This window comes from Terricaulis silvestris, assembly GCF_009792355.1.
Taxonomy (GTDB): Bacteria; Pseudomonadota; Alphaproteobacteria; order Caulobacterales; family Aquidulcibacteraceae; genus Vitreimonas; species Vitreimonas silvestris.
Map to the genome: position 1 here is coordinate 3,602,060 of NZ_CP047045.1, position 24,913 is coordinate 3,626,972.

A 24,913-nucleotide genomic window follows, 5' to 3' on the forward strand; every position below is an offset into this window, starting at 1 on the left:
GAGCGTTCCGGACCTTGTGCAGGCGCGAAGGCGAAAGCCTCGCGCCTGTCTTTTGTCTGCGTGAATGGGGTGTAATTAACGTTTCGTCTCCATTTCTGCATAGCTGGCCCCGTGTTTTCCTGACTACACCGCGTGACCGAGAAGGCGCATCTACCGGCTCACGGTGTTCGCACATGCAGCACCGCTTCTTTGTTTCGGAGTTTCCAATGTCTGCGCAAGACCTGCCTGCCATCACCCGGGCCCTGTCCGTTGTGGTCGCGATTGCACTGGTCGCGACCGCGCTGGCGCCTGTGATTTTCACGGCCGCACGGATCGTGGCCTAAGCCTCCCGCTCCGGTGCCTGGGACCCCAAGCCCAGCGCCGGAGCGACCCGGCTTCCGCTGAATCATCCAGATTCAATTCAAGAGCCCGCCCTCACAGGCGGGCTTTTGTGTTTTAAGACGCTCCCATGGCTCCTGCCTCCCTCTTCCGGATCGGCGCGCGCGGCTCGAAGCTGTCGCTGGCGCAGACGAGGCTGGTGCAGGCGGCGCTGGCGGCGCGGCTGGGGGTGGAGCCCGGCGTGCTGGAGATCGTGCCGATCGTCACCAGCGGCGACCGCATTCAGGACCGGCGCCTGATCGAGGCCGGCGGCAAGGGGCTTTTCACCAAGGAGCTGGACGAAGCGCTGCGCGACGGGCGCATCGACCTCGCCATTCACTCGCTCAAGGATCTGCCGACAGCGCTGCCGGACGACATCGTGCTCGCGTGCGTGCCGGAACGCGAAGATCCGCGCGACGCGTTTGTGTCGTTACGCGCGAAGGCGTTGGCAGATCTGCCGGCTGGCGCAGTGGTTGGCACCGCGAGCTTGCGGCGGCAGGCGCAGACTTTGTTCGCGCGGCCGGATCTCAAAGTCACGACGCTGCGCGGCAATGTCGATACGCGGCTGGCGAAGCTGGAAGCGGGCGACGTGGACGCGACGTTCCTGGCGCTCGCTGGATTGAAGCGGCTTGGGTTGGAGTCACGCGCGGCGAGCTTGGTTGATCCAGAAGAAGCGCCGCCGGCGGCCTGCCAAGGCGCGCTGGCTATCACGACGCGCGTAGACGATGCGCGTGTGCGTGAGGCGCTTGAAGGCTTCGAGGATTTGAATGCGCGCGTTGAGATCGAGGCCGAGCGCGCATTTCTTGCCGCTCTTGATGGATCGTGTCGCACACCGATTTCGGCGCTGGCGCGCGTCAGTGGCGACGCTATAAGCTTTATTGGCGAAACGCTGACGCCGGATGGAAAAAAGCGTTGGCAGCGCAGGGAATCCGTTGCGTTGGGCGATGATCGCGTTGCAACGGCGAGAGCGCTTGGTGCGCGGCTTGGCGGCGAAATTCGTGACGAGGCCGGCGACGCTATCGTGATGGACGCGTGATGCGCGTCGCGATTACGCGCGCGGCGCCGGAGAATGCCCGGACGGCGGAACGTGTGCGGGCGCGTGGCGGCGAAGCGGTGCTAGCACCGCTGCTCACAATTGTGCCGTGCGGGTACGACACCAATACAGCGGGCGCACAGGCGATCATCTTTACCAGCAGCAATGGCGTGCGCGCGTTTCCCGATGTGCGCGGTGCGCGCAATCGCGTTGTGCTGGCGGTCGGTGACGTAACAGCGGAGGCCGCGCGCGAAGCCGGCTTCACTGACGTGCGAGCGGCCGACGGCGACGTGGAGTCTTTGGCCGCGCTGGTGCACACCTCGCTCGATCCGGCTAAAGAAAAGCTCATTCACATCGCAGGCGATCACGTCGCCGGCGATCTTGGCGGTGCGTTGCGCGCGGCCGGCTTCACGGTGGAGCGACGGCTTGCGTATGCGTCTGTCGCGGTATCGGCCCTGCCCGCCGCCTTCAACGCGCCGTTGGATGCCGTGCTATTTCATAGCGCGCGCGCAGCCGAAACGTTTCTGGTGCTTGGCGCGCCGGGGGCTGTACAGCTCACGGCAGCCTGTTTTAGCCAGACCATTGCAGATGCGGCGACGGCGGCCCCGTGGAAGCGGCTGATCGTGTCGCCGGCGCCACGGGATGAGGCGCTGCTCGACGCTTTGTTCTCTGGGTAAAACTCCCCTGCTGGCGCAACCGCTTGAGCGCCCCGGCGACGGGGCCTAAGTTTCCGCTTCGGCCCGACTCGTTTCTCGCTCGAAACAGCGGAAATGTCAGGGAAAAGTCACGGAAGCTGGCTTGGGGAAAAAGCTATGAGCAGAGACGACGATGAGGGCGAGCGCGGCCGCGCGGAGCCGATCGACGTTGAGTATGAGCCGGCGTACCGCGAGGAACGTCGCGGCGGCATTGGCGGTGGCACGGCTTTGGTGCTGGCGATCGCGGCAGCTGGCGTCGGCGCGGCGGGTGGTGCGGTTGCGCCGCGCGTGCCGGCGGTGGAGTCCGCGCTGAACGCGAGCTTCCCAATTTCAGGGGCAGGCGCTGAAGCAGCGGCCACGCCTGAAGGCCCGGCTGCGCTCGATGCGAGGCTCGATGCGATTGAAGCGGTGGTCAATGCGCCGTTGGCGGTTGCGGCCAGTGGTGATGCCGGTGATGCGGGCACGGCAGCGCGCGTGTTTGCAATACAATCAGGTTTGCGTGACGTGGAAACGCGCTTGAGCGCGATGCCTTCGACGCAGGAAGTGACGGCGCTCGTTGCCGAAGTGCGCCGACTGCAAGAGGATTTGCCGGCGGTGGCGGCAGAAGCGCGTTCGGCGGCCACTGCGGCGCGTGCATCGTATGCGGTGGTGGCGGCGGCGGAAGCGTCGCGCTCATCCGGCCCCTTCCCGCAAGCGCATGCGGCGCTGGCGGCGTTGTTGCCGAACGATCCGAATGTGGCGGCGCTTGAGCCGTTGTCGCGCCAAGGCGCGCCGACGACGATCGAACTGCGCGACAGCTTCGCCCGGCTCGACAACGAGATCATTCGCGCCGCGCGGCAAAGCCAAGCAGGCGCCGGGTTCTGGGGCCGCATCCAAGCGGCGCTGGCGCAATGGATCGTCGTGCGCCGTGCAGGCTCGGGCGACACGCCTGAAGGCATTGTCGAGCGCGCCGATCAACGCTTGCAGGCGGGACGGCTCGATCAGGCCATCGCTGAACTCAACCGCTTGCCCGCCGCGCCGAAGCGCGTCGCGCAGGCGTGGATCAATGACGCCCAGCGCCGTCTCGAAATCGACACGCGGCTCGCGGCCATCCGACAAGAATTGTCGCGGAGCTAACACTCATGTTGCGCGTAGCCCTTCTGCTCATCGTCGCCGTCGTGGCTGCACTTGCGTCGTGGCAAGTGATCAGCACCGACCAGGGCTCGGTCGAGATCAACTGGTTCGGCACCGAGATCACGACCAGCGCGCTGTTCGGCTTGCTGTTGCTCGTGCTGATCATCGCGGTGGCGCTGCCGATCCTGCGGCTGGTCATGTTCTTGATGGATGCGCCGGGGCGGCTTGGCAAAGTCAGCCAGCGCGCGCGGGTGCGTCGTGGGCAAGAAGCGTTGGCGCTGGGCCTGATCGCGGCTGAAGCCGGCGAGTTTGAAGAAGCGCGCCGGCAAGCGGACAAAGCGGAAGATCTGATCGACGAACCGCGCTTAGCGTTGCTGCTGCAAGCGCGGTCGGCGGAAGTCTCGGGCGATACGGCGGGCGCGGAGCGCGCTTATGCCGGCATGCTGCAGAATGAAGATACCGAAGTGCTCGGCCGCAAGGGATTGATGGCGGCAGCGCTGAAACGCGGCGACCGCACCGCGGCGCGGACGCACGCGGAAGCGGCGCTGAAAGCGTCGAAGACGGCGGTGTGGCCGTTCCAGTACGCGTTCGATCTGGCTGTGCAGCAGGCCGATTGGGAAAACGCGATCGAGACGCTCGATGCGGGCGACAAGCGCAAGATCGTTGAAGACCGCATCGCCAAACGTCGCCGCGCTGTGCTGATGACGGCGCAAGCGGCGAAGCTCGAGCGCGAGCGGCGCGCCGATAAAGCGGCCGAGATGGCGCAGAAGGCGTTCCGCATGGCGCCGGCCTTCGCACCTGCTGGTGCAATGGCGGCGCGATTGCTGGTTGGCGAAGCCAAGCCAGAGCGCGCGGCGGCGATTTTGGAAGAAGCCTGGGAGAATGGTCCGCACCCGGCATTGGCGCATGCTTACCGCGATCTCGTGCCTGGCGAGACGCGCGAAGCGCGGGCTGAGCGCTTGCGAACGTTCGCCGAGAAGCGGCGCGATCATCGCGAGTCGAAGATCGTGCTCGCGGAGCTCGCCATGGAGCGCGGCGATTGGGGCGCCGCGCAAGCGGCGCTCGAAGACGCCTATCGCGAAAATCCCTCTTCACGGATTTGCATCCTGTTCGCGCAAGTCGCGCGCGGGCGCGGCGATGACAACGCGGCGCGGACCTGGCTGGCGCAAGCGGCCGCGGCGCCGCGTGAAGCCGACTGGTCGGATCTCGATCCGGAAGGCCCGGCGTTCCTCTACGACGACAGCGACTGGGCGCGGATGGTCTATGTGTTCGGCGACGGCGGCCAACTCGTGCACCCGCGCATGGAGCGCGGGCAGAACGATGCGCTTGGCCCGGTGCTGGCGCTGCCGACAGCCGCGCTGACGCCGCCGAAGCCGGACCTCACGGCGCAGCCGGCGCCGGACGACGTTGAAGTCGAGGAAGTGCGCTAGGACGCGCCGGCTGATCGACGAGCGCACGCAGCTCATCGACGCCACGCAGCGTACGCGAAGTAAATCGGCTACCTGCACGCGCGGAGGCATTCGTGGCGGATTGGACGCGGCTAGGCTTGTGCGGCGTGCTGGCGGCGCTGGCGTGTGGTTGCGCGACGCAGCCCGGTGCGCCAGCGTTCAGCGTTGTGGGCGAGGCGGAGCTGTTCGCCCCTGGTGTGGTCTCGACAGACTTTGCGGAAATCCGGCTCACGATCAGTCCGGACGGACGTACGGCGTTGTGGTTCAGCCGCAATCGGCCAGGCGGCGCGGGCGGCTACGATATTTGGATGTCGCGGCGCACAGGCGATGCGTGGGGCGAAGCGGCGCCGGTTTCATTCAATACTGCGGGGCGTGACTTCGATCCGGCGTTCAGCGCGGACGGACGGTATGTATATTTCTGCTCGGATCGGCCGGGTGGCTTGGGCGGCGACGATCTCTATCGCGTCGCGGTGACGGCCGATGGGTTTGGCGCGGTGGAGCATCTGGGCGCCGGTGTAAACAGCGCCAGCAACGAATGGGCGCCTATGCTCTCCCCTGACGGCGCGCGGCTGTTGTTCTCAAGCAATCGACCGGGCGGCGCTGGCAGGATGGATTTGTTCGTGGCGGCTCGAGCCGGCGATGGCTTCGCGGCAGCGGCGCCCGTGCCTGGCGGCGTGAACACGGCGGCGGATGAATTCGACTCTACATATCTGGCGGACGGGACGACGATCATCTTCTCGCGCGCGCCGGACTTGGCCGCGGATCGGATCGATCTGGTGTTCGCGGCTTTGACCGCCGGCGCCTACGGCGCGGGCGAGACGCTGCCGCTGGGCGTGAACGATGCTCAGGCCGATACTTATGGGCCGATGCTGGATTGGTCGGATCGGCAGCAGATCACGTTCTCGGGCCGCCGCGGCGGGACCGGCGACATGGATCTTTTTGTTGTGCGCTATCGCCTTGAGGGCGGCGGGCGCTAGATCGGGGCCATGATGGACACGTTTGTCACCGCCCTGCTCTGGTTTTGCGCCATTGGCTGCGCGGTCATTGGCGGGCTCTTCTTCGCGTTCTCGACTTTCATCATGACAGCGCTGGGCCAGATCGATCGGCCGGCTGGAATCGCGGCGATGAACGCGATCAACGTGGTGATCCTGCGCTCCCTCTTCATGCCGGTGTTTTTCGGGACAACGTTGGCGGCGCTGGCGCTGACCGTGATCGGCGTGATGCGCTGGGGCGACCCAGGCGCGCTGGCGATGGCCGCCGGCGGCGTCATCTACGTGCTGGGCATGTTCGTCGTGACGATGGCGTTCAACGTGCCGCTGAACAACGAGCTGGCGCGCACTCCATCCGACGAAGCGTGGGCGCGGTATCTGAAAGACTGGACGCTGTGGAATCACGTGCGAACGATCGCGCCGATCGTCTCAAGCGCACTCTTCATCTGCGCGCTGATCGCGGCAACGTAACGGTGATTGCAGTTAATTGCGGCGCGTATTTGCGGCGCGGATACGCGGTTGTGGATCGGCGCCGCTTAAGCCACAGCGCTGCGGCGCGGGAGCTTCCAGTTCGGCCGGACCCAGTGGCAGGTGTAGCCATCGGGAATGCGTTCCAGATAATCCTGGTGCTCCGGCTCGGCTTCCCAGTACGGGCCGACGGGCTCGACCGTCGTTACGACTTTGCCCGGCCAGATGCCTGACGCATCGACGTCGGCGATGGTGTCCTCAGCAACGCGCTTTTGCTCGTCGGTCGTATAGAAAATCGCCGAGCGATAGCTGGTCCCGACATCGTTGCCTTGACGATTGCGCGTGGTTGGATCGTGAATCTGGAAGAAGAATTCCAGCAGATCGCGATACGAGATTTTCTCGGGATCGAAGAGGATCTCCACGGCTTCGGCGTGCGTGCCATGATTGCGATAGGTCGCGTTCGGGACGTCGCCACCTGAATAGCCGACGCTGCTGCTGATCACGCCCGGCAGCTTGCGGACCAGGTCCTGGACGCCCCAAAAGCATCCGCCAGCCAAAACAGCGCGTTCAGTAGACATCGCTCGCTCCTTGATACCTTGACGCCAATATGTGGCTGCGCCCTGCCCCGCGCCAGCCGCGCGAGGGTGATACGATCGTACCGGTCGGCTAGATACACGGGTAGCGACGCTCGGATAGCGCCTGTTTCCGCGGTCGTGCTTGGGAGTTGTGGTGCCGCCTAGGTGACTCGAACACCTGACCTACGCATTACGAATGCGCCGCTCTACCAGCTGAGCTAAGGCGGCCCCGAACCCGAACTTGGGCCTCCGGCCGAGGCCGGAGCGGGAGGGCGGTTTCCTACGCGCTGGGGCGAGCCAGGGCAAGGCCAGGACTGGTCAAGTTGGGTGGCGGATGGCCGCTATCAGGCCGCTTTGCTGGCGCCGTCAGGTTTCACGAAATCGACCCCGGCGATGGTGCTCTCGAAATCGTGGAGAACCTCGATGGCTTCGTCGGCGTCCATCATCGGCGTCGACGAATCCGGGAAACGGAAGCGCCAGAATGAATCGATGTGGCGGATCACGCCGACCGCCTCCCCAATCGGGATAAAGAGCGACGGCGCCTTCAGGAGGAAGTTTCGGAACGCCTGCGGCTGCCCGTCGGCCAACGCCGCGAATGCGGTGGCGTATTCGAGCAGCGTGTTGTCCACGTTCTGAAGCGCCAGGGCCATCTTCTGGAGGATGTCCTTGCGCGTGTTGGCCAGATCCTGACGCTCGTCACTGGTGGCGCCGGAGATCCGGAGCGCCGCGAAGCGCGGCTTGAAGTGCGCGAGGCCCGGACGGATCTCGTCCATCAGCCATTTGTAGTAGAGGAAGCCTTTCCAGGCGAAGACGCCTTCGATGTATTCCTCGCCAGAGAGGCGCAGCGTTTGGCGCAGCGGATCGAGCGTCTTGGCTGTCTCGTCCGTCATCAACTTGTCAGCGAGGCGTTGTGAAAGCCCGCCAGAGTCGACGCCGCCAGTGGCGAAGGCAAGGTTCACGAGCTGCGCGATTTCGCGGCCGACAAAAGCGCGCATGCGCGCGACATCCGCTTCAGCGATGTCGAAATAGGCCCGGGCGGGATCGACGCCGAGATGGCGCAAGCGCTCGCGCATCAGGAAGGGATCGAAAGACGGCAGCGCCGCCATGACGCGCAGCAATTCGGCGTCGGCGATGAACATGGCTTCGTCTTCGTAGCCGCCCACGGCATCGCGTAGCAGTTTCTCAAAGCGGATTTCATTGATCATGAAACTGATGCCGCCGAGTTCAAGCTCGGTGGCGGCATACGGCAGGATCACTTTGGTGGCGGTCATCGTGGGGCGCGTGAAGAGATCGCGTTCGTGTGGACGGACCACGTGTTTCAGGATCAGCGCGCGATTCAGGCGCGGATTTCGGAACAACGGTTTTGTTTGATATTCCTCGGTTTGGCCAAAACGCTCGAACGTTAGCGCGAGATTGAGCACGCGCGCCGTCGAGCCACTCGCTCGGATCAGCGAAAGATCGCGTCTGCCGTCTTTAGCCACAGGAAAGTCCCCTCGGAGTACCTTCCTCGCACGAGCGGCCTAAAGGATCGATTAACCGGTGGGCGGCAGAGCGCGTTCGGGAATCGCGTCGATCGGCACGCCACGCGGCATGCTCTTGATCACCCAGCGCCAGAACACCGGCAGCATGGCGAGTATGACGGCGACCTTGAGCAAGGGCGCGAAGGCGTACTGATCGAGCGGCGTACGCACGGTCGCCAGCACGAACGCCAAACCACCGAGCGCGAAGAGCGCCAGCAGCAGCAGGAAGAAGTAGCGCTTCGGCGTTTCACCAATCAGCGCTTGAGCGCCAGGCTTGGCGGCAGCGAAACGCTCGGCGGCGGCCCGGACGAAAGGCGTGTAGGCCGAAGAGCGATCCTGGTAGCTGCCGGCGCTGATATAGTGGGCGTTGTCGATGACGATCTTGCGCTTGTGCTTGGGCTGCAGCTCCAAGACGTAGCGCCAGGGCCGGTCTCGCGCGGGTTCGGCGCAGAGGCGGATCGAAGCCATGTCTTTCCAGAGGTAGCGCCGCTCGCGGATGGAATTGCCGCGCGTCACCAGCGCGTCTTCTTCGACGCGCCATTCCCGCTCGCTGCGGGACATCGCATTTCGCCTTCTGCGATAAACGACCGGCTGCATTGTCCCCACGTTGCCACAAGTCTGGCGCACCCGACAGGATTCGAACCTGTGACCTCTGCCTTCGGAGGGCAGCGCTCTATCCAGCTGAGCTACGGGTGCTGGTCCGGAACCCAGCTTGACCGGGCGCGCGGCGGGCGACACCTCTAACCGAGGTCGGCCACAAAGGCGAGCCTGGGAAAACCTCGATGCGCGCCCTCCTTGCCGCCCTGCTCGCCGCGACCGCGTGGGCGCTCGCCGCCTGCAGTCCGCCAGCCGAACCGGCGATGTGGCGGATCGCGGATGAGGACAGCGAAATCTGGCTGTTCGGTTCGGTGCATTTGCTGCCCGAAGAGGTGAAGTGGGACGGACCGCGCTGGCAGGCGGCGTTCGCGAACGCTGAAGAGTTTGTCACCGAGACCGACACCAGCGCGGAAGCCAGCGCCGCCTTTCCACAACTCGCGGCGCAGTATGGGACGTTGCCGGAGGGACAACGCCTCTCCGACCTGATGAATGCCGACGACCGCGCGAGACTAGGACGAGCGGCGGCGTTGTCGGGACTAAATCCCGCCGCACTTGAAGGATTGCGGCCATGGCTTGCGGCGCTGCAGCTTTCTTACGGCTATGCCCAGCGCGCCGGGCACCACTCCGAACTTGGCGTTGAGGGCGTACTCGCGCGCCGCGCGCGCGCCGAAGGCAAGTGGCTTTCGTTTTTCGAAACGCCGGAGGAGCAGGTGCGAATTTTGGCGGATTTGGCGCCAGCGGACGAAGCGCGCTTTCTCTCCATCACGTTGCGCCAGATCGAGGAAGAAGCGGACACGATGCGCGTACTGGATCGCGCGTGGGCGCGCGGCGATGTTGCCACGCTCGACCGCGCGCTGTCGCAAGAATGGACCGAAGGCGGCGCGGCGGTGCACGAGGCAGTCATCCTACGCCGCAACCGCGCTTGGGCTGACGAAATCGAGCGACGCCTACAGGGTTCGGGCCGCATCTTCATCGCAGTGGGCGCGGCGCATTTGATCGGCGACGATAGTGTCGTCGATCTTTTGCGCACGCGCGGCGTCGAGGTCGAAGGTCCCTAGCCTGCCGGCGCCGGCGGGCGAACGACACGGCCTTGCAGGTTGGCCTGCACCTCTCGCGCATCGAAGGCGTCCGGATCGTTCGCGGGCTTGGCGCCGTCAAACATCGCGATCTCGGCCACGGCTTCGTACCGGTTCACTTCGCGATAGCTCGCCGGCTCATCCCAGAACGGATCGTACCAGGGGCTCCAGCCGCGCCGGGGCGAGAAGTACCAATAGTCGTAGGCGAAGCGAGACGGGAACGGGTCGCGGCGCACGCGGGTGTCCTCGTCGGTCGCGCGGTTGGCGACGATGAAATAGTCGTTGCCGCTTTCCAGCGTCACTTCGGCGGCGCGGTAGAGCAGATAGGTCTCGACCGTCTCACGGTCCGTCAGCGTGTTGCCGCGGAAGGTGATGCGGACGCGGTTGTTCTCGATGCGCTGTTCTTGGAAGCCGTATCGGTCGGTATTGGCCGCCTGGTACGGGGTCGCCGTTGCGCAGGCCGCCAACAGCCCCGTGGCCAGCGCAAGCAAAAGGGTTCTCATGGCGAGTTCTCCGGTATCCCTCGCTTTAACTATGTAGGACCCGGCGTGGTTGCGCCAATGTCAATCTAGTGATGCAGGATCACATCGGCCGTCTGGATGCGGGCCGGCGCCAGATGCTCGCCGGTGGCCAGGCGGACGGAATGGATCACGGCATCGATCTCACTGCGCCAGAAATTCAGGAAACGGTGGATGCGCGGGTATTGGGGCGCCAGGTCGAGCGTCTGCCACATGAAGCTCTGCAGCAGCGAGGGGTGGTCAGGCATGTAGTAAAGCACTTCGGCGGTGGCTAAGCGCCAGCCTTTCAAGCGGAGTGAGAGCTCGTCTGTCTCCATGCGGCTGCGAGCGTGCTTGCGCGTTGGTTACCAAGTCAATACCGCGCACCCAGCTAGCACTGCGGGGTCCCGGCTGCTTGATGAATGCGCGAACGGTTAGCGACGCGGGGCTTCGAGCGCCTTGGCCTTCACCATACGCTGTGACGCGAAGTGGCACGCCAGGTAGCCAAGAATGATTGGCGGCGCGCCGATGGCGATGGGCAGAACCGGCGACATGCCCTCCGGCGAGAGCGCTTGCGCGGCGAGGATCAGCGTCGTCGGGAAGCCGACCCCGAGCAGGATCAGGCCCGCCATGGTCAACAGCTTCGCTTCGGCGCGGAGCGCGGCGGCCGTGGGACATGTCGAGCGCATGACTCGACTTCTGCGAAAATCGCGCCACTCGCGAACACGCGCGGCGCGCATGGTTGACGTTGCGCGCGCGCCTCACGCTCACGTGCTTGTGTTGCGTGGAATCCTCGGTCTTCCTCATCAGACATTAAGGCGGAGGAACTATACCTATGTCTGAGGCGTCCCTCAGACAGAACGACTGACAAAGAAGACGCACTGGTATGGCACTATCGGACCTATTGACCGCAGACGAGCATGAGCTCGCAGAGCACTACCCGAACCGGGTAGAGCACGCGGCCGATGGCATAGTGCACGCAGTCGGCATTCTCGCGGCCCTGGTGGGCGGCGGACTTCTGGTAGCAGTGGCCTTGGTAAACCGCGGCGTGCCGATGGCGACCGCGGGCGCGATTTACGCGATGTGCCTGATGGCGATGCTCGCCGCCTCCGCCGTCTATAACCTTACCCGCCCTTCCCGCTATCGCCGGGTTCTGCGCCGGATCGATGAAGCCGCGATCTTCCTGATGATCGCCGGCTCCTACACGCCGTTCACAATCCAGCTGCTGCCGCCGCAATTTGCCGTTAGCGTCACCGTGGCGATCTGGATCGCCGCGCTCGCCGGCGCCGCCGGCAAGGTGTTGTGGACCAAGCTCTCGGACCGCGCCTGGAGCCTGATCTATCTCGCGTTCGGCTGGTTGGCCGTGCTGGTGCTTGGCCCGGTTGTGCCGACGCTGCCGCCGCTGGCGATCGCTATGCTGGTCGTCGCAGGCGTCACATATTCGGGCGGCGTGCTGCTCTACCTGAACCACGCCATACCGTTCCGCCGCGCGCTCTGGCACGCCTGCGTGATCATAGGCGCCGCGGGGCATTACGGCGCCGTGCTCTACGGCCTCGTGCTCTAGGAACTGCTTCGCAAAATTGCGGTTGTTCAAGCTCCCCTATTCGAGAGGAGCGTCCCCATGCCCACAGCCACCGGCCACACCACCGCCATTCGCGCCAAGAAAGTCATCGGCACCGCCGTGAAAGACACGAGCGGCGAAAAGATCGGCACCGTTGAAGACCTTGTGCTCGACAAGCAAAACAACGCCATCCTGTTCGCCGTCGTCGGTTTCGGCGGCGTGCTGAAGATGGGCGAGAAGTTTCACCCGCTGCCGTGGGCGGTGTTAAATTACGACGAGGACGAGGACGCGTATGTCGTCCCGTACACCAAGGACGAATTGAAATCGGCGCCGGCCGACACGATCGGCGAACTCACCAAGAATGACGGCCTTGCGTATCGCGATCAAAGCTTCGCGTTCTACAAGGTCGATCAGTACTGGACCTAAGCGACCAATCGCTTAAACGAAGCGCGCCTGCCTAACGGTGGGCGCGTTTTGCTTTGAGCGTCATGCCGCGATCCAGCCTCATCCAACGCGCCATCTATGACGGCGCCAAGCGAACGCTGGCGGTGACCTTCACCACCGGCCGCACCTATCTCTATTTCGACATTCCGGCCGATATCTATTCGGAGTTCGTCACCGCGCCGTCGCAAGGCCAGTTCTTCAACTGGCGCATCCGCGATCAGTACGAATTTCGCGAGCTGGATTAAGCGCCGCCAAAAGCTGACGCGGGGTGTCAGGTATAGCCGGTTAGAACCTCCTCCAGTCCCTGAGGAGGTTTTTCTTTGTCCGAACCGTCACCCACCCGCCGCGATGCGCTCGTTGCGGCGCTTGCAGCCAGCGCCGCGCTTTCCCTTCCCGCCATCGCACAAACTGGAGATCACACCGTGTCCGACCCGAGCCTCGAACAACATCGTCACGATTGGGATTGGCTTGTTGGCGCCTGGAATGTGCGACATCGCCGCTTGAAAGAGCGGCTGACGGGTAACACGGAATGGGACGAGTTCAACGGCACCAGCCGGATGTGGCAGACCGTGAACGGCTTCGGCACCGTCGATGACGATTGGCTCGACATCCCGGGCGGCGCCTATCGCGCCATGGCCGTGCGTGGGTTCGATACGCAAACACGGCAATGGTCGATCTGGTGGTTCGACGAACGCTATCCGCAAAGCCTAGGCGAGCCGGTGCGCGGCGGCTTTCGCGACGGCGTCGGCGAATTCATCGGCGACGACACGCTGCGCGGTCAGCCGATCAAAGCGCGCTTCCGCTGGACCGAGATCACCGCGACCAGCGCGCGCTGGGAGCAAGCGTTCTCGCCTGACAATGGCGCGACTTGGGAAGTGAACTGGTGGATGGCGTTTACGCGGGCTTAAGGCTCAGCCGTAGCCAGCGGGCTCGTAGACGCCGCCCCACTCGTCGTCCCACGTCATCGCGCCGCTTTCGACTTTGGCGGCGATCATCTCGATGAATTCTGTGAGCGAAGGCGCGATCAGGCCGCGAACGGAATCGTCGTGCCACATCGTGATGATCTGGCCGACGTTTCCACCAGCCGCCGGCTCCATGTCAGCGCACAGGTGATTGCCACCGCCATCGCCAGTGATGGGAATCCATGTGAGCCGCCACCATTCGTCGCCGTGAATCGGCCCTTCTGGGTCGCACGTGAGCCCGTCGGGCTTGAATTCTTCGCGTCGGAGCTCTTCCCAGATGCGCCATTCGCGGACGATCCGTTCAGTCGAGAACAACTCCCAGCCCGGCAGCACTTGCGCCTCGGCGCCGTTGTGTAGGCTGAGCAGGTGGCGCACGTCCGGCGGCAGGACAGAGCCGATCGTCCGTTCTGTTTCGGCAATCTGAGCCAGCGTTGCGCCCGTCGCGAAGTAGCTCATGAAGGCTGGATGCTGCTTGGTCAGCGCCTCGGTATAGCGCCGCCATGCTGCGTTGAAGCGATCCAGATCGAAAGCCATCGGCCCTACTCGTTCTTGCCGCGTTTCTTGTCGCGCTCCGCAAGGATCCGCAGCCGCAGCGCATTGAGCTTGATGAAGCCTTCGGCGTCGGCTTGGTTGTAGCCGCCGGCTTCGTCGAAGCCGACCAGCGCTTTGGAGTAGAGCGAGTATGGCGAGGAGCGGCCGATGGTGCGGACGCCGCCTTTGTAGAGCTTCAGTTTCACGTCGCCCGCGACACTGCCTTGGCTCGCATCGATCGCGGCTTGCAGCATCACGCGTTCGGGCGTCCACCAGAAGCCGTTATAGATGAGCGACGCGTAGCGCGGCATCAGCTCGTCTTTGAGGTGTGCTGCGCCGCGATCGAGCGTGATCTGTTCGATGGCGCGGTGTCCGTACCACAGGATGGTGCCGCCCGGCGTTTCGTAATAGCCGCGCGACTTCATGCCGACATAACGGTTCTCAACCAGATCGAGCCCGCCAATGCCGTGCTTCGAGCCGAGGCGGTTGAGTTCCGCGAGCAGCTCGTGCGCCTTCATCGGCTTGCCGTTGATGGCGACGAGATCGCCGCGCTCGAAGCTCAGCGTCACTGTCTCGGCCTGATCCGGCGCCTCTTCCGGCGTGATGGTGCGGCGATCGCCGCGCTTGGAGACAATGTCCGGCACCTCGACGTCAGGATCTTCCAACGCCAAGCCTTCGCTCGAGGTATGCAGCAAGTTGGCGTCGATCGAGAACGGCGCGGCTTGCTCCTTGCCTTGCGCGATCTGGATGCCGTGCTTCTTGGCGTAGGCGATCAGATCGGGGCGGCCCTCGAACTCCCACTCTCGCCACGGCGCGATCACCTTCACGTCCGGCTTCAAAGCGTAGTAGCTAACCTCGAAGCGGACTTGGTCGTTGCCCTTCCCCGTTGCGCCGTGACAGACCGCATCGGCGCCGACCATGTTGGCGATCTCGATCTGGCGCTTGGCGATCAGCGGCCGCGCGATCGAGGTGCCGAGCAGATACTGGCCCTCATAGAGCGTGTTGGCGCGGAACATCGGGAAGACGAAGTCGCGCACGAACTCTTCGCGGAGATCGTCGATGAAAATGTTGTCGGGCTTCACGCCCATCTTCAGCGCTTTCTCGCGCGCCGGCGCCAGCTCCTCGCCTTGGCCGAGATCCGCCGTGAAGGTGACGATCTCGCAGCCATAGGTGTCCTCGAGCCATTTGAGGATGATCGAGGTGTCGAGGCCGCCGGAATAGGCGAGCACAACCTTTTTCACGCCGCTTTTCGTCACTGCACAGACTCCATGTCGCGGCGCGAGCCATAGCGGCGCGCGTGATTGCGCGCCATATAAATTGCGTATGGCCCGCCTGCCCGCGCCTCTGCAACAGCGCCTCGAAGACGCCGCGCGCGGCTATTTCGACACGCCCGGTCACCGGATCGACTTTACAGAGCCGCAAGGCGCAGCGGCGCTATTCGCGCCGACCTCTGTGGCATGGCGCGTGATGAAGAACCCGGTGGCGTTGGCCATCGGCGGCGTCGCGGCCGTGATCCTGGAACTGGCGGAGCCGCGCGTCCGCACCGGCGTGTGGGAGCACACCACGTTTCGCACCGACCCGGTGGCGCGGATGCGCCGCACCGGCATGGCGGCGATGGTGACGGTGTATGGCCCCGCCGACGCCGCGCGGGCGATGATCGCGGGCGTGGTGCGTGCGCATGGACGCGTTGAGGGCGTGACGCCGGCGGGCGCGCCCTATCGGGCCAATGACGAAGAGCTGCTAAACTGGGTCAACGCAACCGCAGGCTACGGCTTCTTCGAAGCGTACCACCGCTTCGTGCGGCCGTTGTCATCGCGCGAAATGGATCAGGTCTACGCCGAGGGGGAGGAAGCGGCGGCGCTCTATGGCGCGCACGGGGCGCCGAAGTCGGCTGCGGAGATGGCGGCGCTGTTCGCCGCGATGCGTCCAAAGCTGGAGCGATCAGAGATCGTGCTGGATTTTCTGGAGATCGCGCGCAACGCGCCGCTGCTGCCGTCACGCTCGGTGCAGCGGCTGATGGTGCGCGCGGCGGTGGAGCTCACGCCGGACTGGGCGCGCAGCATTCTGGGATTGGGCTCAGGCTTTGGCTTACGTCCTGGCGGCGAAAGCGCACTGCGTGCACTCGGCGCGGCGTCGGATCACATCGTGCTCGAAAGCGCACCGCCGTCGCGGGCGTGCACGCGGCTGGAGCTGCCGGCGGATTATTTGTACCGCTAGACCATCACCTGATTGCCCAACTCCACGGCCCTGCCTGACGGGATGTGGAAGAAGTCCGTCGCATTGGTCGCGTTGCGCGCGAGGAAGATGAAGAGGTGATCTTGCCAGAGCGGCATGCCGCTCTTCTCGCTTGGCACAATGGTGCGGCGGGAGAGGAAGAAGCTCGTTTTCATGATGTCGAACTTCAGGCCGTGCTTGCGTGCTTCGGTCAGCGCCTTGACGACGTTCGGCGTTTCCATGAAGCCGAAGGTGAGGATCACGCGCTTCACGTCTGGCATGAAGTCCTCGACTTTGACGCGCTCGCTTTCGGGCGCGCGCGGCGCGTTGATGGTCTTCACGGTCAAGATGATGATCTGCTCGTGCAGAACCTGATTGTGTTTCAGGTTGTGCATCATCGCCGCCGGCGCAACGTCGGGATCGCCGGTGAGGAAGATGGCGGCCCCACGCACGCGGTGCGGCGGATGGTGAGAGAGCGTTTCGAACAATTTCGCCAACGGCTCGTCGCGGCGGGTGGTTTCCGTCAGCAGCCGCGTGCCGCGCACCCAGGTCCACATTAGGATGACTAGGCCCAGCGCCAGCGCCAGCGGCACGAAGCCGCCTGACCAGACCTTGGTCATGTTCGAGGCCAGGAACACGCTCTCGATCACCAGGAACGGCGCGCACAACAACGCGGCGACCCATTTCGGTTGCTTCCAGAGTTTCCAGATCGCGACGAAGGCGAGCAGCGTCGTCACCACCATCTCGCCGGTGACGGCGATGCCGTACGCGTTGGCGAGGCGCGACGACGAGCCGAACGCGAGCGTCAGAATGATAACGCCGACCAGCACCAGCCAGTTGATCTGTGGCATGTAGATCTGCCCGGCTTGCGTTTCGGACGTGCGGCGGATTTCCATACGCGGCAGGAAGCCCAGTTGGATTGCCTGCTGCGTCAGCGAGAACGCGCCGGTGATGACGGCTTGGCTGGCGATAATGGTCGCCATCGTCGCCAAGATCACAAGCGGCAGGCGCATCATGTCGGGCGCCGTTTCGAAGAAGATGTTTTCCAGCGCTTCCGGCCGCGCCAGCACCAACGCGCCTTGGCCGAGATAATTGAGCGTGAGGCACGGCAACACCAGCAACACCCAGACGAACTGGATCGGGCGGCGGCCGAAATGGCCCATGTCTGCGTAAAGCGCTTCCGCACCTGTCACCGCCAAGAACACCGAGCCAAGCACGATGAAGGCGAGAAAGCCGTGGCTAAGCAGAAATGTGAACGCAGGGATGGGTGAGAGCGCTTCGAGAATTCCCGGATCGTCGCCGATGTGCCAAAGGCCAAGGCCACCGATGGTCAAAAACCAGATTACCGTGATCGGCCCGAACCAAGCGCCGACGCGCCCAGTGCCGCGGCTCTGAACAACGAAGAGCCCAACCAAAACGGCAATGCTAATTGGCAGCACGAATGTGTCGATGCGGCCTTCGAGGCCGGGCACGACCTGCAAACCCTCGACCGCCGAAAGAACGGAGATCGCCGGCGTAATCAGCGCGTCACCGTAAAAAAGTGCCGCGCCGAGCAATCCGATGATGAACACGAACGCTGTGCGTTTACCCAGTGCGCGTTGCGCGAGCGCCATCAGTGCGAGCGTGCCGCCCTCGCCCTTGTTGTCGAGGCGCATCAGCGCGAACACGTATTTAATTGTGACGATCAGTACGAGCGCCCAGAAGATGAGCGAGACCGTGCCGATGACCTCGTGACGTTCGAGCCCGCCGGGGCCCAAGGCGACGTGCTTTAACGATTCGCGCAATGCGTAGATCGGGCTGGTGCCGATATCGCCGAACACGACGCCGACAGATCCCATCGCAAGCGTCCAGAAGCCGCCGTGCACAGCCGCGCGCGCACGGCCGCCGCCTTGGGCGCCGCCGGGAGAGCTTTGAGGTTGAGGCGCGTCGGCTGGAGCCTGCGCCATGCGGAATTCCCCTTTGGGCGAGCGTCGGCCCGAACCCGGGCCGGGCGTTTACGCCCTTTCACCTAGAGGGGCAAATGCTTGCGCCCAGGCGCCTTGTCGCTTCGTTACCTTAACGGCAGCCGCAGCCGCCGCCGCCATGCCCGCCGCCGTGACCGCGTCCGCCGCCGCGCGCGCTGGCCCGGGCTGAAGCAAATGCGAACGCCGAGGCGCTCGTGCTGCCGCCACGAATTATGACAGTCGTGCTGGAATACGAGCCGCCGCCAATGTCGGCGCCAACGCCACCAGCCGAGCCGGCAAAGAATGCGTTGGAAAGCGTCACTGTCTCGGGGCCGCTATATTCGATCGCCGGCGCCGGAGCTGGGGCGACGGGTTCAGGGCGCGGACGCGGACGTTGACGCGCCGGACGCGGGCGTTCGATGCCGTCGGCATACGCGACGCTGGGCGCGGCGAGCATTGGTGTGGCAACCAGCGCAAGTGCGGCAAAGAACGTTAGCGCACGCATTGAGACGTCTCCCGATTGAAGCGGGCGCAGTTTCGCGCGCGATGCGCCGCGTTGCAAAGCCGCTTCGCCAGCAGCGGGTGAAGTTCGCGTCAGTGCAGCGACGTTAATCAGAAATCGGAGGCGATGCCCTTGCGCTCCCAGTCGCCGTAGCGCGTCGGTTCCGGCCCTGCCGGGCCTCCGTGTTCTGGAGGCTGAGCGGCCGCATCCTTGCGCCGCGCTTCAGCTTCGGCGAGCGCACGCTGCGCTTCCGGCGTCAAAGCGCGCTTCGGCTCTTCCGCATCCGCCATATTGAACCTCGTCACGCGCTCGTTTCGACTGGCGAATAACAGCGCAGCGACCTGGTCTGCAATGGACCGCCGCACGCAGTCTGCATTAAAGGCCCGCAAAGGCGCCACGCGCGCTTCCTTCCGCATTGATTTTATGAACTATTCCGTCAGGCGCGGGGTGCGGACGCGCGTTTATGGTTGATGAAGCCTTAACTGCCGCGCTGCGAGCTTGGCTGAAGCTCGCGATGCGCCTTTTGTCCATCCTTCCCGCCGCGCTTTGCGTGGCGATCGGCGTCGCCGCCGATCCGCCGCGCGCGTGGGCGGATTCGCCCGTCGTGCTCGATGGCGTCGATGGCGATACGCGCAAAGCGATCCTCGATCTGCTGCCCGACCGCGACACACCAGAAAGCCTGTTCGACGCCGAGCGCATTGCTGAAGAAGCAGCTGCGCGTGCCTTGGTGTGGCTGCGCTCGGAGGGCTACTACGCCGCGACGGTGACGCCCGAAGCGGAGGAAAACCCGATCGCGGCGCGGTTGCTGATTTCGACCGGGCCGCGCTTTCTGTTTGAGCCGCCGCAGCTCGTTTACGACGGCGACACACCGACCACGACCGCCTCGCAAGCAGCGGCGCACGCGATCAACGCGGTACATGCGAACGCTCCGGCGCGCGCCGCGAACGTGCTGGAAGCGGAAGCAGGCGCCGTCGCTGCGCTGCAGAATGCAGGTTACGCCGACGCTGTCGCAGGGCCGCGGCGTGTCGTTGTCGATCACGCAACGTCGCGCGTCGCGCCAGAGTTTCACCTGAGCGCCGGCCAGATCGCACGGCTGGGGCGCGTCCGCGCTGAACCAGATACGGTGTTTCGACCGGGCTTCATCGCAGGCTTGCAGAACTGGGAGACTGGCGAAGCCTATTCGCCCGATCGCATCTCGCGCTTGCGCCGCGATTTGACGTCGACCGGCGCTGTATCTCTGGCGACAACGCGACTTGCGGAGCCCGGACCTGACGGACTACGCGACGTCGTCGTCGCGGTGGAACCCGCGCGGCGCAACGCTTATGAGCTGGGCCTCGGTTACTCCACGACCGAGGGGTTCGGCATTCAGGCGGAATGGACGCGTCGCAACTTCACTGGCCGCGCCGATTCTCTCAGCGTGGAAGCAACGCTGGCGGAAATGCAGCAGGGCCTAACCGTGGAGCTGCTGCGCCCGCACGCGGCGGGGCTCGGTCACTCCATCACGTACGGCGCCTCGGCGGATCACGAGGAGCTCGACGCTTACACGCGCCAGGGCGTCGCCCTCTTCGCTTCGGTGGATGCGTCCACCCGATTGCGTCTCGGGCAAAGCTACGGTGTCCGGCTTTCGGCGGATGAATATGACGATCTGCTCGGCAGCGTCACCGACGCCATCATTCTTTCTGGCTTCTATAATCTGCGCAACGACAGCACCGGCTACACGCTCGATCCACGCGACGGCTCGATCGTGGAAATGCGCGTCGAGCCGTCGGTGTCCACGGGCGACGAAACACTGGGCTTTGTGCGCGGGACGGCGGAAGGCCGCGTCTATGAATCGTTCGATGACGAGGATCGGCTCACGCTCGCCGCGCGCGTGCGCACCGGTTGGCTCGAACCGGTTGCGGGTAGCGCCGACGATGTGCCCCCAGATCGGCGCTTCTACGCCGGCGGCGGCGGTTCGGTGCGCGGATATGCGTACAACACGCTTTATCCGGCCGAGCGCGACACGCTAGGGCTCACGCCCGGCGGGCAAGGCTTGCTCGAGGGCTCGGTCGAAGCGCGTTGGCGCTTTGGCGATCGCTGGGGCGCGGCAGCGTTTGTCGATGGCGGCACGGCGTTCGACGATTGGAGCGAAGCTGGCGATCTAAGCTGGGGCGTCGGCGTCGGCGCACGCTACGATCTGGGCTTTGCGCCATTGCGTATCGATCTCGCGGTGCCGCTCGATCAAGACGAAACAGACGATGATTTCGCGCTCTATATCAGCTTGGGCCAGGCGTTCTGATGACGGACGCGCCGGACACCCCGCCTCCTCCGAAGCGAAAGCGCCGCTGGCTCTATCCCGCTGTCGGCGTCGCCATCGTCGCCAGCGGCGCCGCGATCGGCATCGGACCGGCTGCGCCGTACGTCGTCGATCACGTCGCGGACGGTGCGCGAATTTGGCGGCTGGGAAATCTAAAGGTCGATGGCGTCAGCGGCGGCTGGCTTGGGGCGCTACGCGCCGACCACATCACGATCGCGGACGAAGAAGGCGTTTGGATCGAGGCGCACGACGTGGCGCTGAACTGGGCTCCGCAGGAGATTCTGTTCGGCCAAGTGCAGCTCAACCGCGCGCGCGCAAGCTCCATTGTCATGCACCGGCAACCGCGCCTGCTGGCGCCGCGGCCGCCGCAAGGCGCTTCGCTCGACGTGCGGATCAGCAACATTCAAATCGAAACCATTGTACTCGAGGAAGCAGCATTCGGTACGCCGGCGCGTTTCACCGCCGATTTCGCGATGGACCTGCAGGACAAGCAGATCCAGTCGCTGGCGCTCGGGCTGCGACGCGAGGACAGCAATGACGACCGCGCCGTCATCGTCTATCAGGGCAGCGCGCTTTATGCGCTTTCTGCCGACATCGAGAGCTTGCCCGGCGGCATCATTGCGCGCGCGCTGGGCGTGAGCGAGCAAGGCGTCCGCGCGACGGCGCGTGGCGAAGGCGACCTCGACACCGGCCGGGCTCAGTTCGACGCGACGATTGGCGAAACACAATTGCTGACGGGCGCCAGCGAATGGGCGCAAGGCCGTTGGTCCACCACCGCACACGCCGATCTCATGGCGCTGCCCGCGCTCGCCGATATTGCGCGCCGGATCGGACCAAGCGCCGATGTCCGCCTCGCCGGCGCATCGGATCGCACGTTCATGGCGCACGCGGAAACACCGTTCCTCGCTGTTGATGCCTCCGGTGCACTGGATGAAGAAGGTCAGCTCGATGGCGGCGCGCGCATCGTAGCGACGACGACGCGGCTTTCCGATATCGCACATGAATCACCCTTTGCGTTGGGCGCGGCGCGTCTGGAGGGTGAGTTACGGCGGGCGCGCGGGACAACGGCGATCGAAGGCGAGTTTGTCGCGCAGGACATCGATGCGCTCGGCCGGCGCGTTTCGCTAAGGGGCCCTGTCAGCGCCTCGTTGACAGATGAGCGCTTTCACCTCGCCGCGCAGCTCGCGGCGCCGGAGGATGCACCTGCCCTGTTCGCGCAAGCGCGTCTGCGCACCGAGCTGAGCTATGATCGCCGCAGGCATCGCTTTGAGTTGGACGAGGCGGAGCTTGTTGGTGACGCGCTCGCGCTTGATGCGCAAGGCTGGGTCAATGGCGGCGACGGCGAGTTCTCGGGGGCGTGGCGTGTGCGCCGGCTCGAAGCGTTGACAGGCGAACTCTCGGGCGAAGCGGGCGGCAACTGGCGCGCCTTTGCGGAGGACGCGAATGGCGCGCGCGTTTGGACGACAGCGGTGGAGGGACAAGGCGCACGCATTGGCGGCTCGCCGGCCGTTGTCGCGCAATTGCTTGGCGCCACGCCGCGTCTCGACGCGCGGCTGGCGTACGTAAACGGCGGCATCACAGTGTCGCACGCGCGCGTCGATGGCGCGCAACTGCGCGCCGGCGCGACGGGTCGCATTGTGCGCGGCAACGCCAATCTCGCACTCGAAGCCACGGCGCGCGGGCCGCTCTCGCTCGGCGGCGCGGAGATCGCGGGCGCGGTCGACGCAACGGGACAGCTGACCGGTCGCATTGCGCGGCCGGCGCTGTCCGCTCGCGCGACGCTTTCTAGCTTCACCGCCGGCGGCGTCGTTGTTGAGCAGCCGATTGTCGATTTCACGCTGGCGCCGAGCGGCAACGCTTATGCTGGGCGGGCCGAAGTGCAAGGCGCCGCGCGTGGCCAAGCGCTGACGGGAATCGCGGACGTCTCCATCGCCGGCGGCGCTCTTGGTCTCTCCAATATAGACGCGCAGTGGGGCGCGCTGACGGCGCAAGGCTCGGCGGCGTTTGCATCGCGCGGCATTACAGCTGATCTCGACGTCAATGGCGGGCTCGATGGAATCGTGCCGGGCGTCACCGGGCGCCTTGTCGGCGCGTTGGCGCTAACGCCCGAAACCGTCACGCTCGATGCGCAGATCATGGACGCCCGATCCGGTGACCTTCGTGTGCGCGCCGCGACGCTCCGCGCGCACGGGCCGTTCGACGCCATCGCGGCGCAATTCAATCTGCGTGGGCGGTTGCGGCAGGCGCCGCTTGCGTTCGAAGGCACGGCCCTGCTTGATGCGGCTGACGAGACGACGCTCAGCGTCGAAGGCCGCGGCACGTTGGCGGACGCCGACATTTTCACGCGCGCGCCAATGCGGGCCGCGTGGCGCAATAGCGCGATCGAGGCGGCGCTCAACGTCGCAATCGAGGATGGCGTCGTGCAGGCGGCGTGGACCGAGCGCGGACGCGCGATCAGCGGCACGGCGCAGATCGAAGACGCACCGCTCGCACCCCTCGCGGCGATCTGGGGCGAGCGCGCGTCTGGGCGCATCGATGGCCGGATCGCGCTCGCGAACAATGGCAGCGGCCTTTCCGGCGAGGCCGACGTCACAATGGACAATGCCCGCTTTGCCGGCCGCCAACGCGGCACGCTCGATCTGCACATCGTCGGCGATCTCGACCCCGGGCGCTTGGCGGCTGTCGTTGACGCAACATCGACGGAAGGTTTGGTCGCGCATTTCGAGGCGGATGCGCCAGTCGTCACCAGCGTTGAGCCGATCCGCATTGCGCTCGCGCCGGAGCGGCGCGGACGTGCGACCTGGTCGGTGCGCGGTCCGGCGGAAAGCTTGTGGACGGCGGCGCGACTGCCTGATCAATCGCTTTCTGGTCTGCTCAATGGCGAAGGCGAGCTTGCGTTCGGCGCCGGTTACCTCTCGGGCGACGGCCACATCGAAATCGTCGATGGCCGCTTCGAGGACAAGCTCACCGGCATCACGTTCGTTGATCTCGATGCGCGCGTCGCGATCGACAATCGCGGCGTCACGATCGAGAACTTCACTGCGGCTGGGCCACGCGGCGGCAGGCTCACCGCAACCGGCGGCAGCGACACGAGCCGCCAAGGTCGCATCGTTGTCACCATCCAGGATATGCTGGTGGCCGATCGCCCTGATGCACGGGCGCGGGCAAGCGGCGAGCTGACGTTGGCCTGGGAAGGTCTGCGCTCCACGATGACGGGTGAACTCAACATCGACGAAGCTGACATCGACATCGCCGCAAACCCCGAAGCCGGCATCCCGACGCTAGACGTGATCGAAGTGAACCGGCCCGGTGATTTCGACGACGAGGAGGAAGAAGCCCCGCCGCTGCGAACCAACGCGACAACCGATCTCAACGTCCGCATCCGCGCCCCGGGCCGGGTGTTCACGCGCGGGCGTGGCGTCGATGCGGAATGGTCGCTCGATCTCCGGCTGCAAGGAACCTCGCGCGATCCGCGCCTTTACGGCCAAGCACGCTCGGTGCGCGGTACGCTTGCGCTCTCGGGCCAGCCGTTCGAAATTGAAGACGCGCGCATCGTCTTCAACGGCGATCCACTCGACGCGCAGATCGACATGACGGCGGTGCGCGACACCGCCGATCTCACCGCGCGCATTCGCCTGATCGGCACCGCCCGCGATCCGGAGATCACCTTCTCCAGCGATCCGCCCCTGCCCGAGGACGAAATCCTGCCGCAGGTGCTGTTCGGCCGCTCGATGGAAGATCTCTCCGCGCTCGAAGCAGCGCAGCTTGCGGCGAGCTTGGCGGCGCTGAGTGGGCGCGCTTCGCTCGACCTGGTTGACGCGGCGCGCGCGGCGGCGGGGCTGGATCGCTTCAACGTGCGCCAGGATGAAGACGGCGGTTTCCTCGTCGCCGGCGGCGTCTATCTCACGCGCGATGTGTACGTCGAAGTCGCGCGCACCGGGCTTGGCCAGGCGCAAACCCGTGTGGAATGGACCGTACGTCCGCGCTTGGTGTTGATCACCAGCTTCCTGGGTAACGGCGATCAGCGCGTTTCGCTGCGCTGGCGGCGGGAAAGCGATTGAGCCGCCACCCCTGCCCAGCCATATAGGGCGC

The 24,913-nt window shown here is 65.2% G+C and carries 26 protein-coding genes and 2 tRNA genes; 15 read left to right on the plus strand and 13 right to left on the minus strand.

Features of this window, described 5'->3' with window-relative positions:
• The first annotated feature begins 173 nt into the window (after window positions 1-173).
• The 7 genes from DSM104635_RS18385 to DSM104635_RS18415 all read left to right on the plus strand — a co-directional run bounded on the left by DSM104635_RS18385 (window position 174) and on the right by DSM104635_RS18415 (window position 6,106).
• Entirely contained in the window at window positions 174-323 is a 150-nt protein-coding gene (locus DSM104635_RS18385) for a hypothetical protein (RefSeq protein WP_158767620.1), read from the plus strand.
• 125 nt (window positions 324-448) lie between these two features.
• Window positions 449-1,393, plus strand: a complete 945-nt coding sequence (gene hemC / locus DSM104635_RS18390; RefSeq protein ID WP_158767621.1) for a hydroxymethylbilane synthase — start codon at window positions 449-451, stop codon at window positions 1,391-1,393.
• Window positions 1,393-2,067 (plus strand): uroporphyrinogen-III synthase, encoded by a 675-nt coding sequence (locus DSM104635_RS18395; protein ID WP_158767622.1) that lies wholly within the window; start codon window positions 1,393-1,395, stop codon window positions 2,065-2,067. The genes hemC and DSM104635_RS18395 overlap by 1 nt, the downstream gene beginning before the upstream one ends.
• A gap of 135 nt (window positions 2,068-2,202) precedes the next feature.
• Window positions 2,203-3,201 (plus strand): COG4223 family protein, encoded by a 999-nt coding sequence (locus DSM104635_RS18400; protein WP_158767623.1) that lies wholly within the window; start codon window positions 2,203-2,205, stop codon window positions 3,199-3,201.
• Window positions 3,202-3,206: 5 nt separating this feature from the next.
• Entirely contained in the window at window positions 3,207-4,628 is a 1,422-nt protein-coding gene (locus tag DSM104635_RS18405) for a heme biosynthesis protein HemY (protein WP_158767624.1), read from the plus strand.
• Between the two features lie 92 nt (window positions 4,629-4,720).
• The gene (locus DSM104635_RS18410) at window positions 4,721-5,623 is read left to right on the plus strand and encodes a TolB family protein (protein ID WP_228445757.1); all 903 of its coding nucleotides are present in this window, start codon (window positions 4,721-4,723) and stop codon (window positions 5,621-5,623) included.
• 9 nt (window positions 5,624-5,632) lie between these two features.
• The gene (locus tag DSM104635_RS18415) at window positions 5,633-6,106 is read left to right on the plus strand and encodes an anthrone oxygenase family protein (protein ID WP_228445758.1); all 474 of its coding nucleotides are present in this window, start codon (window positions 5,633-5,635) and stop codon (window positions 6,104-6,106) included.
• Window positions 6,107-6,171: 65 nt separating this feature from the next.
• On the opposite strand, the gene msrA is transcribed toward DSM104635_RS18415, so the two are convergent.
• The 5 genes from msrA to DSM104635_RS18440 form a co-directional block, all read right to left on the minus strand.
• On the minus strand, window positions 6,172-6,681 hold the full coding sequence (gene msrA / locus DSM104635_RS18420; protein ID WP_158767625.1) for a peptide-methionine (S)-S-oxide reductase MsrA: 510 nt from the start codon (window positions 6,679-6,681) through the stop codon (window positions 6,172-6,174).
• A 149-nt stretch (window positions 6,682-6,830) separates the two neighbouring features.
• Window positions 6,831-6,906: transfer RNA gene (locus DSM104635_RS18425), tRNA-Thr, on the minus strand.
• Between the two features lie 116 nt (window positions 6,907-7,022).
• On the minus strand, window positions 7,023-8,159 hold the full coding sequence (locus DSM104635_RS18430; RefSeq protein ID WP_158767626.1) for a hypothetical protein: 1,137 nt from the start codon (window positions 8,157-8,159) through the stop codon (window positions 7,023-7,025).
• A 51-nt stretch (window positions 8,160-8,210) separates the two neighbouring features.
• The gene (locus DSM104635_RS18435) at window positions 8,211-8,759 is read right to left on the minus strand and encodes a hypothetical protein (protein WP_158767627.1); all 549 of its coding nucleotides are present in this window, start codon (window positions 8,757-8,759) and stop codon (window positions 8,211-8,213) included.
• A gap of 58 nt (window positions 8,760-8,817) precedes the next feature.
• Window positions 8,818-8,894: transfer RNA gene (locus DSM104635_RS18440), tRNA-Arg, on the minus strand.
• A gap of 86 nt (window positions 8,895-8,980) precedes the next feature.
• Here DSM104635_RS18440 and DSM104635_RS18445 point away from each other — a divergent pair.
• Entirely contained in the window at window positions 8,981-9,853 is an 873-nt protein-coding gene (locus DSM104635_RS18445; protein ID WP_158767628.1) for a TraB/GumN family protein, read from the plus strand.
• On the opposite strand, the gene DSM104635_RS18450 is transcribed toward DSM104635_RS18445, so the two are convergent.
• The 3 genes from DSM104635_RS18450 to DSM104635_RS18460 form a co-directional block, all read right to left on the minus strand.
• Window positions 9,850-10,374: a CC0125/CC1285 family lipoprotein gene (locus tag DSM104635_RS18450; RefSeq protein ID WP_158767629.1), complete on the minus strand. Its 525-nt coding sequence runs from the start codon at window positions 10,372-10,374 to the stop codon at window positions 9,850-9,852. The genes DSM104635_RS18445 and DSM104635_RS18450 overlap by 4 nt on opposite strands.
• Before the next feature lie 65 nt (window positions 10,375-10,439).
• The gene (locus DSM104635_RS18455; protein ID WP_158767630.1) at window positions 10,440-10,706 is read right to left on the minus strand and encodes a Usg family protein; all 267 of its coding nucleotides are present in this window, start codon (window positions 10,704-10,706) and stop codon (window positions 10,440-10,442) included.
• Between the two features lie 96 nt (window positions 10,707-10,802).
• A complete protein-coding gene (locus DSM104635_RS18460; RefSeq protein WP_158767631.1) occupies window positions 10,803-11,057 on the minus strand; it encodes a hypothetical protein in 255 nt (84 codons plus the stop codon).
• Between the two features lie 197 nt (window positions 11,058-11,254).
• Between DSM104635_RS18460 and trhA the strand changes: the two genes are divergently transcribed.
• The 4 genes from trhA to DSM104635_RS18480 all read left to right on the plus strand — a co-directional run bounded on the left by trhA (window position 11,255) and on the right by DSM104635_RS18480 (window position 13,281).
• A complete protein-coding gene (gene trhA / locus DSM104635_RS18465) occupies window positions 11,255-11,932 on the plus strand; it encodes a PAQR family membrane homeostasis protein TrhA (RefSeq protein ID WP_158767632.1) in 678 nt (225 codons plus the stop codon).
• 57 nt (window positions 11,933-11,989) lie between these two features.
• Window positions 11,990-12,355 (plus strand): PRC-barrel domain-containing protein, encoded by a 366-nt coding sequence (locus DSM104635_RS18470; protein WP_158767633.1) that lies wholly within the window; start codon window positions 11,990-11,992, stop codon window positions 12,353-12,355.
• A gap of 62 nt (window positions 12,356-12,417) precedes the next feature.
• Window positions 12,418-12,618 carry a KTSC domain-containing protein gene (locus tag DSM104635_RS18475; RefSeq protein WP_158767634.1) on the plus strand — a complete coding sequence of 67 codons (201 nt, stop codon included), beginning with the start codon at window positions 12,418-12,420 and terminating at the stop codon, window positions 12,616-12,618.
• A 75-nt stretch (window positions 12,619-12,693) separates the two neighbouring features.
• Window positions 12,694-13,281, plus strand: coding sequence for a DUF1579 domain-containing protein (locus DSM104635_RS18480; RefSeq protein WP_228445759.1), 588 nt, complete (start codon window positions 12,694-12,696; stop codon window positions 13,279-13,281).
• Between the two features lie 3 nt (window positions 13,282-13,284).
• Here DSM104635_RS18480 and DSM104635_RS18485 read toward each other — a convergent pair whose 3' ends face one another.
• Together DSM104635_RS18485 and DSM104635_RS18490 are read right to left on the minus strand one after the other, a co-directional pair.
• Complete coding sequence (locus DSM104635_RS18485; RefSeq protein WP_158767635.1) at window positions 13,285-13,869, minus strand: SMI1/KNR4 family protein; 585 nt, start codon at window positions 13,867-13,869, stop codon at window positions 13,285-13,287.
• A gap of 5 nt (window positions 13,870-13,874) precedes the next feature.
• On the minus strand, window positions 13,875-15,122 hold the full coding sequence (locus DSM104635_RS18490; RefSeq protein WP_158767636.1) for an argininosuccinate synthase: 1,248 nt from the start codon (window positions 15,120-15,122) through the stop codon (window positions 13,875-13,877).
• 67 nt (window positions 15,123-15,189) lie between these two features.
• On the opposite strand from DSM104635_RS18490, the gene DSM104635_RS18495 reads away from it, so the two are divergent.
• A complete protein-coding gene (locus DSM104635_RS18495) occupies window positions 15,190-16,083 on the plus strand; it encodes an oxygenase MpaB family protein (RefSeq protein WP_158767637.1) in 894 nt (297 codons plus the stop codon).
• On the opposite strand, the gene DSM104635_RS18500 is transcribed toward DSM104635_RS18495, so the two are convergent.
• From DSM104635_RS18500 to DSM104635_RS18510, 3 genes are all read right to left on the minus strand, one after another.
• On the minus strand, window positions 16,080-18,026 hold the full coding sequence (locus DSM104635_RS18500) for a potassium transporter Kup (RefSeq protein ID WP_158767638.1): 1,947 nt from the start codon (window positions 18,024-18,026) through the stop codon (window positions 16,080-16,082). The two genes, DSM104635_RS18495 and DSM104635_RS18500, sit on opposite strands and share 4 nt — an antisense overlap.
• Before the next feature lie 109 nt (window positions 18,027-18,135).
• Entirely contained in the window at window positions 18,136-18,528 is a 393-nt protein-coding gene (locus DSM104635_RS18505; protein ID WP_158767639.1) for a hypothetical protein, read from the minus strand.
• Between the two features lie 107 nt (window positions 18,529-18,635).
• On the minus strand, window positions 18,636-18,815 hold the full coding sequence (locus tag DSM104635_RS18510; protein ID WP_158768152.1) for a DUF1674 domain-containing protein: 180 nt from the start codon (window positions 18,813-18,815) through the stop codon (window positions 18,636-18,638).
• Window positions 18,816-19,039: 224 nt separating this feature from the next.
• Here DSM104635_RS18510 and DSM104635_RS18515 point away from each other — a divergent pair, with 224 nt between their 5' ends.
• A complete protein-coding gene (locus tag DSM104635_RS18515) occupies window positions 19,040-20,803 on the plus strand; it encodes an autotransporter assembly complex protein TamA (protein ID WP_158767640.1) in 1,764 nt (587 codons plus the stop codon).
• Complete coding sequence (locus tag DSM104635_RS18520) at window positions 20,803-24,882, plus strand: translocation/assembly module TamB domain-containing protein (protein ID WP_158767641.1); 4,080 nt, start codon at window positions 20,803-20,805, stop codon at window positions 24,880-24,882. Before DSM104635_RS18515 ends, DSM104635_RS18520 begins: the two co-directional genes overlap by 1 nt.
• The last annotated feature ends 31 nt before the right edge of the window (window positions 24,883-24,913 follow it).

What these genes read in the sequence shown, in the direction of transcription:
- DSM104635_RS18405 (WP_158767624.1), top strand. Translation starts at nt 3,207, where the DNA reads ATGTTGCGCGTAGCCCTTCTGCTCATCGTCGCCGTCGTGGCTGCACTT.
- DSM104635_RS18385 (WP_158767620.1), top strand. Translation starts at nt 174, where the DNA reads ATGCAGCACCGCTTCTTTGTTTCGGAGTTTCCAATGTCTGCGCAAGAC.
- DSM104635_RS18510 (WP_158768152.1), bottom strand. Translation starts at nt 18,815, where the DNA reads ATGGCGGATGCGGAAGAGCCGAAGCGCGCTTTGACGCCGGAAGCGCAG.
- DSM104635_RS18500 (WP_158767638.1), bottom strand. Translation starts at nt 18,026, where the DNA reads ATGGCGCAGGCTCCAGCCGACGCGCCTCAACCTCAAAGCTCTCCCGGC.
- DSM104635_RS18475 (WP_158767634.1), top strand. Translation starts at nt 12,418, where the DNA reads ATGCCGCGATCCAGCCTCATCCAACGCGCCATCTATGACGGCGCCAAG.
- DSM104635_RS18455 (WP_158767630.1), bottom strand. Translation starts at nt 10,706, where the DNA reads ATGGAGACAGACGAGCTCTCACTCCGCTTGAAAGGCTGGCGCTTAGCC.
- DSM104635_RS18435 (WP_158767627.1), bottom strand. Translation starts at nt 8,759, where the DNA reads ATGTCCCGCAGCGAGCGGGAATGGCGCGTCGAAGAAGACGCGCTGGTG.
- DSM104635_RS18515 (WP_158767640.1), top strand. Translation starts at nt 19,040, where the DNA reads ATGCGCCTTTTGTCCATCCTTCCCGCCGCGCTTTGCGTGGCGATCGGC.
- DSM104635_RS18505 (WP_158767639.1), bottom strand. Translation starts at nt 18,528, where the DNA reads ATGCGTGCGCTAACGTTCTTTGCCGCACTTGCGCTGGTTGCCACACCA.
- DSM104635_RS18485 (WP_158767635.1), bottom strand. Translation starts at nt 13,869, where the DNA reads ATGGCTTTCGATCTGGATCGCTTCAACGCAGCATGGCGGCGCTATACC.
- DSM104635_RS18395 (WP_158767622.1), top strand. Translation starts at nt 1,393, where the DNA reads ATGCGCGTCGCGATTACGCGCGCGGCGCCGGAGAATGCCCGGACGGCG.
- DSM104635_RS18445 (WP_158767628.1), top strand. Translation starts at nt 8,981, where the DNA reads ATGCGCGCCCTCCTTGCCGCCCTGCTCGCCGCGACCGCGTGGGCGCTC.
- DSM104635_RS18400 (WP_158767623.1), top strand. Translation starts at nt 2,203, where the DNA reads ATGAGCAGAGACGACGATGAGGGCGAGCGCGGCCGCGCGGAGCCGATC.
- DSM104635_RS18450 (WP_158767629.1), bottom strand. Translation starts at nt 10,374, where the DNA reads ATGAGAACCCTTTTGCTTGCGCTGGCCACGGGGCTGTTGGCGGCCTGC.
- DSM104635_RS18520 (WP_158767641.1), top strand. Translation starts at nt 20,803, where the DNA reads ATGACGGACGCGCCGGACACCCCGCCTCCTCCGAAGCGAAAGCGCCGC.
- trhA (WP_158767632.1), top strand. Translation starts at nt 11,255, where the DNA reads ATGGCACTATCGGACCTATTGACCGCAGACGAGCATGAGCTCGCAGAG.
- DSM104635_RS18495 (WP_158767637.1), top strand. Translation starts at nt 15,190, where the DNA reads ATGGCCCGCCTGCCCGCGCCTCTGCAACAGCGCCTCGAAGACGCCGCG.
- DSM104635_RS18470 (WP_158767633.1), top strand. Translation starts at nt 11,990, where the DNA reads ATGCCCACAGCCACCGGCCACACCACCGCCATTCGCGCCAAGAAAGTC.
- DSM104635_RS18460 (WP_158767631.1), bottom strand. Translation starts at nt 11,057, where the DNA reads ATGCGCTCGACATGTCCCACGGCCGCCGCGCTCCGCGCCGAAGCGAAG.
- msrA (WP_158767625.1), bottom strand. Translation starts at nt 6,681, where the DNA reads ATGTCTACTGAACGCGCTGTTTTGGCTGGCGGATGCTTTTGGGGCGTC.
- hemC (WP_158767621.1), top strand. Translation starts at nt 449, where the DNA reads ATGGCTCCTGCCTCCCTCTTCCGGATCGGCGCGCGCGGCTCGAAGCTG.
- DSM104635_RS18415 (WP_228445758.1), top strand. Translation starts at nt 5,633, where the DNA reads ATGATGGACACGTTTGTCACCGCCCTGCTCTGGTTTTGCGCCATTGGC.